Below are 10,785 nucleotides of genomic sequence, written 5' to 3'. Positions count from 1 at the left end.
CGCTCTCGATTCGCGTCACGTGTTATTCGGTTTCCAGATCGATATCGATGCCGAGGGAACGAATTTCTTTGATCAACACGTTGAAGGACTCGGGCATGCCCGGCTCCATACGGTGATCGCCGTCCACGATGTTTTTGTACATCTTGGTACGACCGTTCACATCGTCCGACTTCACTGTGAGCATTTCTTGCAGAGTGTATGCCGCGCCGTAAGCTTCCAGCGCCCAGACCTCCATCTCCCCGAAACGCTGACCACCGAACTGCGCCTTACCACCCAACGGCTGTTGGGTAACCAGGCTGTAAGAACCAGTAGAACGAGCGTGCATCTTGTCGTCTACCAAGTGGTTCAGCTTCAGCATGTACATGTAGCCAACGGTAACCGGACGCTCAAACTTGTTGCCGGTACGGCCATCAGTCAGCACCATCTGGCCGCTGTCTGGCAGGTCTGCCAAACGAAGCATTGCCTTGATTTCGCTTTCTTTGGCACCGTCGAACACCGGGGTAGCCATCGGCACACCGCCACGAAGGTTCTTCGCCAGATCAAGGATTTCTTGGTCAGAGAAGTCATCCAGGCTTTCTTGACGACCGCCAATTTCGTTGTAGATCTCATGCAGGAACTTACGCAGGTCAGCAACCTTGCGCTGTTCTTCAATCATGAGGTTGATCTTCTCGCCCAAACCTTTGGCTGCAAGGCCCAAGTGGGTTTCGAGAATCTGACCAACGTTCATACGCGAAGGTACGCCCAACGGGTTGAGAACAACATCAACCGGGGTGCCATTGGCATCGTACGGCATGTCTTCAACCGGCATGATCACGGAGACCACACCTTTGTTACCGTGACGACCAGCCATCTTGTCACCCGGCTGGATGCGACGACGGATTGCCAGGTAAACCTTGACGATTTTCAGCACGCCTGGAGCCAGGTCATCGCCCTGCTGCAGTTTGCGCTTCTTGTCTTCGAACTTGTCGTCCAGCAGACGACGGCGATCGATGATGTAAGCCTGAGCTTTCTCAAGTTGCTCGTTCAGAGCATCTTCAGCCATGCGCAGTTTGAACCACTGACCGTGCTCAAGACCGTCCAGCACTTCATTGGTGATTTCCTGGCCTTTCTTCAGACCTGCACCACCCTCGGCAATTTGACCGACCAGGGCAGAGCGCAGACGTTCGAAAGTAGCGCCTTCAACAATGCGGAACTCTTCGTTCAGATCCTTGCGGATTTCGTCCAGCTGAGTCTTCTCGATCGACAAGGCACGAGCATCACGCTCTACGCCATCACGAGTGAAGACTTGTACGTCAATGACAGTACCTTTGGTACCGGTTGGTACGCGCAGGGAGGTGTCTTTAACGTCGCTGGCTTTTTCACCGAAGATTGCACGCAGCAGTTTTTCTTCCGGGGTCAGTTGGGTCTCGCCTTTCGGAGTGACCTTACCTACCAGGATGTCGCCCGGGCCAACTTCGGCGCCGACGTAAACGATACCGGCTTCGTCCAGCTTGTTCAGTGCAGCCTCACCCACGTTCGGGATGTCTGCAGTGATTTCCTCAGGGCCAAGCTTGGTGTCACGGGCCACACAGGTCAGTTCCTGAATGTGGATCGTGGTGAAACGGTCTTCTTGAACAACACGTTCCGACAGGCAGATGGAGTCTTCGAAGTTGAAGCCGTTCCATGCCATGAAGGCGATACGCATGTTCTGACCCAGAGCCAGTTCACCCATATCGGTGGACGGACCATCGGCCATGATGTCGCTGCGCTGAACCCGATCACCTTTACGCACCAGCGGACGCTGGTTGATGCAGGTGTTCTGGTTGGAGCGGGTGTATTTGGTCAGGTTGTAGATATCAACACCAGCTTCGCCGGTCTCAACTTCATCATCAGCAACACGAACCACGATACGGCTTGCATCAACGGAATCAATAACGCCGCCACGACGTGCCACGACGCAAACGCCGGAGTCACGAGCTACGTTACGCTCCATGCCAGTACCTACCAGCGGCTTGTCAGCGCGCAGTGTTGGTACAGCTTGACGCTGCATGTTCGAACCCATCAACGCACGGTTGGCGTCGTCGTGCTCGAGGAACGGAATCAGCGACGCAGCAACCGAAACTACTTGTTTCGGCGAAACGTCCATCAAGGTGACGTCTTCCGGCGCCTTAACGGTGAATTCGTTCAAGTGACGAACAGCTACCAGTTCATCAACCAGGACTTTCTGGTCGTTCATGGTGGCCGAAGCCTGAGCAATAACGTGATCCGCTTCTTCAATAGCAGAAAGGAACACGATCTCGTCGGTAACCAGCGCGTCTTTCACTACACGGTACGGGCTCTCGAGGAAGCCGTACTGGTTGGTGCGCGCATAGGCAGCCAAGGAGTTGATCAGACCAATGTTCGGACCTTCTGGCGTTTCAATCGGACATACACGACCGTAGTGAGTCGGGTGTACGTCACGCACTTCAAAGCCGGCACGCTCACGCGTCAGACCGCCCGGGCCCAGTGCAGAAACACGGCGCTTGTGGGTGATCTCGGACAGCGGGTTGTTCTGGTCCATGAACTGGGACAACTGGCTGGAACCGAAGAACTCTTTCACTGCCGCAGCCACTGGCTTGGCGTTGATCAAGTCTTGCGGCATCAGGCCTTCGCTTTCAGCCATCGACAGACGCTCTTTGACCGCACGCTCAACACGTACCAGGCCAACGCGGAACTGGTTTTCAGCCATTTCGCCTACGCAGCGAACACGACGGTTACCCAGGTGGTCGATGTCATCGACGATGCCTTTGCCGTTACGGATGTCGACCAGAGTCTTCAGTACCGCGACGATGTCTTCTTTGCACAACACGCCCGAACCTTCGATTTCGGTACGACCGATACGACGGTTGAACTTCATCCGGCCAACCGCAGACAGGTCATAGCGCTCAGGGCTGAAGAACAGGTTGTTGAACAGAGTCTCGGCAGCATCCTTGGTTGGAGGCTCGCCAGGACGCATCATGCGATAGATCTCAACCAGCGCTTCCAGTTGGTTGCTGGTGGAGTCAATTTTCAGCGTGTCCGAAATGAACGGACCGCAGTCGATATCGTTGGTGTACAACGTTTCGATGCGTACGACTTGGCTCTTGGCAACTTTTGCCAGGATTTCAGTGGTCAGCTCGGTGTTGCACTCAGCAATGATTTCGCCAGTCGCCGGGTGCACGATAGCTTTGGCCGTTGTGCGACCCAGGACATAGTCCAGAGGCATAACGAGCTCTTTGATACCGGCTTTTTCCAGCTGGTTGATATGGCGAGCAGTGATACGACGACCCTGCTCAACAATCACCTTGCCTTTGTCATCGGTAATGTCGATGGCAGCGATTTCACCGCGCAGGCGCTGAGGTACCAGTTCCAGGCTGATGCTTTCGCCTTGAACGTGGAAAACGTTAGTGGTGTAGAACGCTTCCAGTACTTGCTCAGTGCTATAGCCGAGCGCGCGCAGCAATACGGACGCAGGCAGCTTGCGACGACGGTCAATACGTACGAACACGCAGTCTTTAGGGTCGAACTCAAAGTCCAACCACGAACCACGGTAAGGAATGATACGCGCGGAATACAGCAGCTTACCGGAGCTGTGCGTCTTGCCGCGGTCGTGGTCAAAGAACACGCCCGGGGAACGGTGCAGCTGGGAAACAATTACACGCTCGGTACCGTTGATTACGAAGGTACCGTTTTCAGTCATCAGGGGGATTTCACCCATGTAGACTTCTTGCTCTTTGATGTCCTTGATCGCTTTATTCGACGATTCTTTGTCGAAAATGATCAAACGAACCTTCACCCGCAAAGGTACGGCGTAAGTCACACCGCGCAACACGCATTCTTTGACATCAAATGCCGGTTCGCCCAGGCGATAACCGACATACTCCAGCGCAGCATTGCCGGAGTAGCTGATGATCGGGAAAACGGATTTGAAGGCCGCATGCAGGCCCACGTCGCGGAACTGATCTTTAGTCGCTCCCGCCTGCAAGAATTCACGATACGAATCCAGCTGGATTGCCAAGAGATACGGCACATCCATGACGTCCGGCAACTTGCTAAAGTCCTTGCGGATACGTTTTTTCTCAGTATATGAGTAAGCCATCAGCGTTCCCCAGCTTGGTCACCTGCTTGTTTGGCCTCTCCCGACGGGAGCAGCCAGAAAATCGTGCAAACCCCTTGGTTTGCTCCACCGCACAGGGTGGTTACAGCTCGTTTATGGCGCCAACCCAGTCGGCTGCCAAGAACGGAAAAAGGCCGGTGGCATGAGCCACCAGCCATCAGCCTCAGCTTAACGCTTGGGCTGGAGACGCAAAGTCGATGCTTACTTCAGCTCGACTTTAGCGCCTGCTTCTTCCAGAGCAGCTTTGGCTTTATCAGCTGCGTCTTTAGCAACAGCTTCCAGAACCATTGCTGGAGCGCCGTCAACTACTGCCTTGGCTTCTTTCAAGCCCAGACCAGTCAGCTCACGAACAGCCTTGATCACGTTAACTTTCTTCTCGCCAGCTTCAACCAGCATGACGTTGAATTCAGTTTGCTCTTCAACGACAGCAGCAGCAACAGCAGGACCAGCAGAAGCAGCAGCAGCCGAAACGCCGAACTTCTCTTCCATTGCTTTGATCAGCTCAACGATTTCCAGAACGGATTTCTCGCCGATTGCTTCGATGATTTGCTCGTTAGTCAGAGACATGACTATAAATTCCTGTATTGGGGTGACAGCCTATGCGGCCATCGAAATAAACAATAAACGCTGAAAGGAGTTGCTCAGCCTTAAGCTGCAGCTGCTTCTTTCTGGTCGCGAAGTGCCGCCAGAGTACGAGCCAATTTGCTGGTAGCGCCTTGAATCACGCTCATCAGCTGAGAAATTGCTTCGTCACGGGTCGGCAGACTTGCCAGTACGTCGATCTGATTAGCTGCGAGGAACTTGCCCTCGAACGCAGCTGCCTTGATCTCGAACTTATCCTGACCTTTAGCGAACTCTTTGAACAAACGGGCAGCAGCGCCTGGATGCTCGTTGGAGAATGCGATCAAGGTCGGGCCAGTGAACACGTCGTTGAGAACACTGTATTCAGTGTCAGCAACAGCGCGCTTGAGCAGGGTGTTACGTACAACACGTACGTAAACGCCAGCTTCACGAGCCTCTTTACGGAGTCCGGTCATAGCGCCTACTGTCACACCGCGGGCATCAGCCACAACAGCAGACAGGGCAACTTTGGCAGCCTCGTTGACTTCAGCGACGATGGCCTTCTTGTCTTCGAGTTTAATTGCCACGGGTTTAACTCCTGCTTGTTACCGTTTCATCTGACCTGAGTCGGATGTCGTTTTGGTGTCTGATTCGGTAAGGAACCGGGAGCACCATCTGCGTAGGCTTGAGGTTTAAGACTTGCGCCGCCTACGGTCTTGGATAGCCCCCGCCAGGCAGGGACCCCAATCTTTCATTGGCGCAGCACACTGCGCCAATTTGTCTTACGCGTTCAACGAACCTTGGTCGATGACCAGGCCTGGGCCCATAGTGGTGCTCAGAGTAACGCGCTTAACATAAATACCTTTCGAGGAAGCTGGCTTGATACGCTTCAAATCAGCGATCAGGGCTTCAACGTTTTCCTTCAGTTGAACAGCGTCGAAACCGACTTTGCCAACGGAAGTGTGGATGATACCGTTTTTGTCAGTGCGATAACGAACCTGACCAGCTTTTGCATTCTTAACCGCAGTTGCTACGTCTGGAGTTACAGTACCAACCTTAGGGTTAGGCATCAGACCACGTGGGCCGAGGATCTGACCCAACTGACCTACAACACGCATTGCGTCCGGGGATGCAATAACTACGTCGTAGTTCAGGTCGCCGCCTTTCATTTCGGCAGCCAGGTCGTCCATACCAACGCGATCAGCGCCAGCAGCCAAAGCAGCTTCAGCAGCTGGACCCTGGGTGAACACAGCTACACGTACAGTCTTGCCAGTGCCGTGTGGCAGCACAGTTGCGCTACGAACAACCTGGTCAGATTTACGTGGGTCTACGCCCAGGTTAACAGCGATGTCGAAAGACTCGCTGAACTTAACAGTCGACAGCTCAGCCAGCAAAGCAGCAGCGTCTACAAAGTTGTAAGACTTGCCAGCTTCAATTTTACCGGCGATTGCCTTTTGACGCTTAGTCAGCTTAGCCATTACACACCCTCCACGTTAAGGCCCATGCTACGAGCAGAACCGGCGATGGTACGCACGGCTGCATCCAAATCAGCTGCAGTCAGATCCGCGTTTTTGGTTTTCGCGATTTCTTCCAGCTGAGCACGGGTAACGGTGCCAACCTTAACGGTGTTAGGGCGAGCCGAACCGCTAGTCAGACCAGCAGCCTTCTTCAGCAGAACCGAAGCAGGGGTCGACTTGGTTTCGAATGTGAAGCTACGGTCGCTGTATACAGTGATGATCACTGGAGTCGGCAGGCCTGGCTCAATACCCTGAGTACGGGCGTTGAAAGCTTTGCAGAATTCCATGATGTTCACACCGTGCTGACCCAAAGCTGGACCAACAGGTGGGCTTGGGTTGGCCTGAGCGGCCTTCACTTGCAGCTTGATGTAAGCGGTAATCTTCTTGGCCATGAGGCACTCCAATTACGGGTTCAGACGCCTAACTTAAAAGGCTCCCCGGTTACTTGCGTGTTTATCCCAGTGACGACAAAACCCCACGACCGAAGCCGTGGGGTTGGGATGCGTGTTCAGCTAGACCTTTTCGACCTGGCTAAACTCTAGCTCCACCGGAGTGGAACGTCCGAAAATGAGTACAGCCACCTGGATGCGACTCTTTTCGTAGTTAACTTCTTCGACCGTGCCGTTAAAGTCGGCAAACGGACCGTCGGTGACGCGAACAACTTCACCCGGCTCGAACAACGTCTTCGGCTTGGGCTTGTCGCTGCCATCAGCAACGCGACGCAGAATTGCTTCTGCCTCTTTGTCTGTAATCGGTGCAGGCTTGTCAGCAGTGCCACCGATGAATCCCATGACACGAGGTGTATCCTTGACCAAGTGCCAAGTACCTTCGCTCATGTCCATCTGGACTAGCACATAACCAGGGAAGAACTTGCGTTCGCTTTTGCGTTTCTGGCCATTACGCATTTCAACCACTTCTTCAGTGGGAACCAGAATTTCGCCGAAGCCATCTTCCATGCCTGCCAGCTTAATACGCTCAATCAGAGAGCGCATAACATGCTTTTCGTAACCCGAATAAGCATGCACTACGTACCAACGCTTAGCCACGGGACACCCTTAGCCAACAATCAAGGAAACAAGCCAACCGAGCAGGGAATCCAAACCCCACAACAGCAACGCCATAACAAGAACAACAGCCACTACGATCAACGTAGTCTGCGTAGTTTCTTGGCGAGTCGGCCATACGACTTTACGAATCTCAGTACGAGCTTCCTTTACCAAGACAGCAAACGACTTGCCTTTTGCGGTTTGCAAACCTACATAGGCAGCAACAGCAGCAATCACAAGAAGTGCAATGACGCGATACAGGATCGGCGAACCAGAATAATACTGATTCCCAACAACGCCAACTACCACAAGGGCAACCACTACTAGCCACTTGAGGAGATCGAAGCGAGAGCCTTGAACTTCAGCCTTGGGAGTCATCAAAGAGGATCCTGTGAAAAGAAAGCCAGACGCATTGAGCGAATCTGGCAGGTCAGGAGGGAATCGAACCCCCAACCTACGGTTTTGGAGACCGTCGCTCTGCCAATTGAGCTACTGACCTAAAACATTATCGAGCCGCCGATTATGCAGACCCGAGAGAGACTTTTCAACAACCTTTGCAATTACTTTATCGCCAAGCCCAAAACCCAACGACACGCAAGCAGCAGAATGCAGGCCACCAACGACAGCAATCGCCAACCAGAGCAGCAACACCTTACAACAGCGCCACCAGCAAACACTCCGGACAAGCTTTTCAGCCCGTTAAAACAAAGGCAGATATTTTCATATCTGCCTTGTTTGTATGGAGCTCTTGAGCGGATTTGAACCGCTGACCTCACCCTTACCAAGGGTGTGCTCTACCAACTGAGCTACAAGAGCAAAACACCATTGAAACCAGCATGAATGGAGCGGGTGGCGGGAATCGAACCCGCATCATCAGCTTGGAAGGCTGAGGTTCTACCACTAAACTACACCCGCAAATCATGCTGATTTGCGCAAATATGGTGGAGGGGGAAGGATTCGAACCTTCGAAGTCGTAGACGTCAGATTTACAGTCTGATCCCTTTGGCCGCTCGGGAACCCCTCCTGAGCTGAGCGGGATTCTACATCATCCCAACTCTTTGTCAACTGCTTTTCTCAATTAAATCATCAAGTTAGCTTTCTGACTTACTACACACTTACTACCGCTTCCGGTGTTCACTGTGGAGCGGGCGCCATTCTATGCAAACTATCGGATGCCTGCAACCCCTGACACTGCTTTTTTTCGTATTTCAACTCATTGAATTCATTGAGAAGACTTTGTAGAACCTTTTCAACAGCCTGCACATTGTCCGACGGAGAAAGGACCAGGACAAAATCACCTGCGCCGGCACGATCCAGACTATCCAAACCACTCTTTATGCCTGCATCTGACAAACTTTTTTTAATCTTTGTCTCAGCGTCAGAACGGATCAAACCGCTCAGGTAGAAGCAGACATCCTTATCACTGCTCGCGTTTTCTTGAGGCCGTACAGGGACAAGCCCCGTTCGCATTTCACTCAGCAGCTGTATTTCCTGCTTGCTTCCTTTGTACAGCGATAGAGATACAACCTCCTTAGCTTTAAGAGGAGCTTCTTGCTGATGCCATATAAAGTAGAAAATATTCAATACAACCAGCAGCAGAAACAACCAGCGCATAGAAACCTCAATAAACAGGACAAGCTGCAGCCAAGCCTATGAACACAAGATCTTTCACCAAGCGACCCTCAGGCACAGTGCATGCCACGAGATTTGCATCACCGCCCGTGAGAAACACCTCGAAATCATCCCCCCAGTAATCACGTGCCAATTGCAGCTGACTCAGGACGAATCCTCGCAACATCATTAGACAGCCGCGCTCCACCGCTTCTACAGTCGTCCGCCCTGGGCTATTTCGCAACAACGCCTGCTCAGCGGAAAGATTGTCATATCTGATTCGCCGGGTATGCGTGCGCAACTCGTTACGCATTAACGGCAATCCAGGGCATATAAACCCACCTAAATGCTTACCGTCTTTAGCCACAAAATCGGCCGTTACGGCTGTACCCAGATCCAGTACAAGGCAGGCGCGCCTAGAGAGCTCATATGCGCCAACCAAGGCTAGCCAGCGGTCCAAGCCTAGACGCTCGAAATCCTCATAACCGTTCGTTACCCCCGCCATCACTCTTGCCGGGCTAGCACATATTACTTCTACCGAGAATGTGGACGATAAGAGAGATGCCAGACTCGCAGTTTCGTCGTCACTGCGCACACTCACCAAACGGCAACGCGTGATGCGCAGCAATGGAGTTGCCAAGAGCGCGGCTATGAGACCAGCATCGGAATCTACAACTCCACCTTCAACCACAGCATCGCCATCAAGTACTCGCCACTTGATAAAACTGTTACCGCAATCCATTTCAAGAATCATGGCGCAACCTCAAGCTCAGCTCGCCACCACTAAAGACTTTTTCCTGCCCTGCGACGTTAAGACGCAATGCGCCCTGCTGATCAACGCCGGCAACCACGCCATCAACAGTATGCGTACCCGCAATCAACGTAACCTCACGCCCTTGCCACAAATGGTTAGATTCCCACTCTGCCTGAATAGCAGCGAATCCTTCATCCTCGTGGCGAATCAGATACCCCTGTAACTTGCGCCCCAAGGCGACAATCAGCTCGTTCCGATTGATCGCCTGACCCGCCTCCAGACGAACGGATGTCCACGATTGATCAACATCGTTGGCAACCATCATATTAACGTTAATACCGATACCTATAACGACATGGCAAACATCAGCAGGATCACCCACCAGCTCGAGCAGAATACCTGCGATTTTTTTATTGCCCGCCAGCACATCGTTTGGCCACTTCAAGCCCGCATCGCAGCGACTAAACTCGCGAAGCGAACTCAAAACCGCTAGACCTACAATCAAGCTCAGCCCTTCGAGCTGACGCATGCCACCATCAATTCGAAGTACCAGGCTGTAGTAAATATTTTCGGCAAAGGGGCTGATCCACTTTCGCCCTCTTCTACCGCGGCCGGCACTCTGCTGCTCAGCCAGGACCACAAAAGGCGCCGGCACCCCGCCTGCAATTTGGCGCAAGGCTTCAGCATTCGTTGAATCTAAGGACTCATGAATAAAAGCAGGGTAGGGACTTTCAGCGAGCTGCTCGTGCTCAAGAAGCTCAAGCGGCATGGCCAATTGATAGCCACGACCACGAACTTTATGGATAGACAGGTTCAGATCCGCCTCCAGACGCTGCAGCTGCTTCCAGACCGCACTACGGCTAATGCCGAGCGCAGCACCCAGCGCTTGCCCAGAATGAAAACGACCATCTTTAAGAAGCTTCAACAACGTCAGCATGCAAGTTACGCCTCACAATCAGGCACGCATAATAACGACGAGCCACGCTATTGCATAGAAACCCTGTAAGACAAGTACTGTACAACACTGGCAAGGATCGCAGCGTTTTACGCACAGCATGCTTTGCCACATTGGCAGAGCTTTTTCGAGCACAAAAACAAAATCCCTGTCTGCGTGAGCAGACAGGGATTTTGGAATTTAATCTTGACGATGACCTACTCTCACATGGGGAAACCCCACACTAC

Annotated in this window: 10 protein-coding genes and 4 tRNA genes; all 14 read right to left on the bottom strand. The window is 52.8% G+C overall.

Going from position 1 to position 10,785, the window contains the following annotated elements:
- Positions 1-22 precede the first annotated feature (22 nt).
- The 14 genes from rpoB to birA all read right to left on the bottom strand — a co-directional run bounded on the left by rpoB (position 23) and on the right by birA (position 10,540).
- Positions 23-4,096, bottom strand: coding sequence for a DNA-directed RNA polymerase subunit beta (gene rpoB, locus GHO32_RS05645; protein WP_048373853.1), 4,074 nt, complete (start codon positions 4,094-4,096; stop codon positions 23-25).
- Positions 4,097-4,315: 219 nt separating this feature from the next.
- A complete protein-coding gene (rplL, locus tag GHO32_RS05640; RefSeq protein WP_153335218.1) occupies positions 4,316-4,681 on the bottom strand; it encodes a 50S ribosomal protein L7/L12 in 366 nt (121 codons plus the stop codon).
- Positions 4,682-4,761: 80 nt separating this feature from the next.
- On the bottom strand, positions 4,762-5,262 hold the full coding sequence (gene rplJ, locus GHO32_RS05635; RefSeq protein WP_003444392.1) for a 50S ribosomal protein L10: 501 nt from the start codon (positions 5,260-5,262) through the stop codon (positions 4,762-4,764).
- Positions 5,263-5,457: 195 nt separating this feature from the next.
- The gene (gene rplA, locus GHO32_RS05630) at positions 5,458-6,153 is read right to left on the bottom strand and encodes a 50S ribosomal protein L1 (protein WP_048373858.1); all 696 of its coding nucleotides are present in this window, start codon (positions 6,151-6,153) and stop codon (positions 5,458-5,460) included.
- A complete protein-coding gene (gene rplK, locus GHO32_RS05625; RefSeq protein ID WP_048362305.1) occupies positions 6,153-6,584 on the bottom strand; it encodes a 50S ribosomal protein L11 in 432 nt (143 codons plus the stop codon). Before rplK ends, rplA begins: the two co-directional genes overlap by 1 nt.
- 120 nt (positions 6,585-6,704) lie before the next feature.
- A complete protein-coding gene (nusG, locus tag GHO32_RS05620; RefSeq protein WP_026014126.1) occupies positions 6,705-7,238 on the bottom strand; it encodes a transcription termination/antitermination protein NusG in 534 nt (177 codons plus the stop codon).
- Positions 7,239-7,247: 9 nt separating this feature from the next.
- On the bottom strand, positions 7,248-7,616 hold the full coding sequence (gene secE / locus GHO32_RS05615; protein WP_016779165.1) for a preprotein translocase subunit SecE: 369 nt from the start codon (positions 7,614-7,616) through the stop codon (positions 7,248-7,250).
- 45 nt (positions 7,617-7,661) lie between these two features.
- Positions 7,662-7,737, bottom strand: a tRNA-Trp gene (locus GHO32_RS05610).
- 241 nt (positions 7,738-7,978) lie between these two features.
- A tRNA-Thr gene (locus GHO32_RS05605) sits at positions 7,979-8,054 on the bottom strand.
- A gap of 25 nt (positions 8,055-8,079) precedes the next feature.
- Positions 8,080-8,153, bottom strand: a tRNA-Gly gene (locus GHO32_RS05600).
- A gap of 24 nt (positions 8,154-8,177) precedes the next feature.
- Positions 8,178-8,262: transfer RNA gene (locus tag GHO32_RS05595), tRNA-Tyr, on the bottom strand.
- 110 nt (positions 8,263-8,372) lie between these two features.
- Positions 8,373-8,852: a hypothetical protein gene (locus tag GHO32_RS05590; protein WP_153335219.1), complete on the bottom strand. Its 480-nt coding sequence runs from the start codon at positions 8,850-8,852 to the stop codon at positions 8,373-8,375.
- Between the two features lie 7 nt (positions 8,853-8,859).
- Positions 8,860-9,603 (bottom strand): pantothenate kinase, encoded by a 744-nt coding sequence (locus GHO32_RS05585; RefSeq protein ID WP_123751625.1) that lies wholly within the window; start codon positions 9,601-9,603, stop codon positions 8,860-8,862.
- Entirely contained in the window at positions 9,593-10,540 is a 948-nt protein-coding gene (gene birA / locus GHO32_RS05580; protein WP_153335220.1) for a bifunctional biotin--[acetyl-CoA-carboxylase] ligase/biotin operon repressor BirA, read from the bottom strand. Before birA ends, GHO32_RS05585 begins: the two co-directional genes overlap by 11 nt.
- Between the last annotated feature and the right edge of the window lie 245 nt (positions 10,541-10,785).

It is taken from the genome of Pseudomonas sp. FSL R10-2189 (assembly GCF_009600325.1).
Lineage (GTDB): Bacteria > Pseudomonadota > Gammaproteobacteria > Pseudomonadales > Pseudomonadaceae > Aquipseudomonas > Aquipseudomonas helleri.
Note: the sequence above shows the minus strand (reverse complement) of the source record. Positions and strands in the feature narration are given on the sequence as shown.

Excerpts from the sequence above, each read along its gene's own strand:
- rpoB (WP_048373853.1), bottom strand. The coding sequence starts at position 4,096 with ATGGCTTACTCATATACTGAGAAAAAACGTATCCGCAAGGACTTTAGC.
- rplL (WP_153335218.1), bottom strand. The coding sequence starts at position 4,681 with ATGTCTCTGACTAACGAGCAAATCATCGAAGCAATCGGCGAGAAATCC.
- rplA (WP_048373858.1), bottom strand. The coding sequence starts at position 6,153 with ATGGCTAAGCTGACTAAGCGTCAAAAGGCAATCGCCGGTAAAATTGAA.
- rplK (WP_048362305.1), bottom strand. The coding sequence starts at position 6,584 with ATGGCCAAGAAGATTACCGCTTACATCAAGCTGCAAGTGAAGGCCGCT.
- secE (WP_016779165.1), bottom strand. The coding sequence starts at position 7,616 with ATGACTCCCAAGGCTGAAGTTCAAGGCTCTCGCTTCGATCTCCTCAAG.
- GHO32_RS05590 (WP_153335219.1), bottom strand. The coding sequence starts at position 8,852 with ATGCGCTGGTTGTTTCTGCTGCTGGTTGTATTGAATATTTTCTACTTT.
- GHO32_RS05585 (WP_123751625.1), bottom strand. The coding sequence starts at position 9,603 with ATGATTCTTGAAATGGATTGCGGTAACAGTTTTATCAAGTGGCGAGTA.
- birA (WP_153335220.1), bottom strand. The coding sequence starts at position 10,540 with ATGCTGACGTTGTTGAAGCTTCTTAAAGATGGTCGTTTTCATTCTGGG.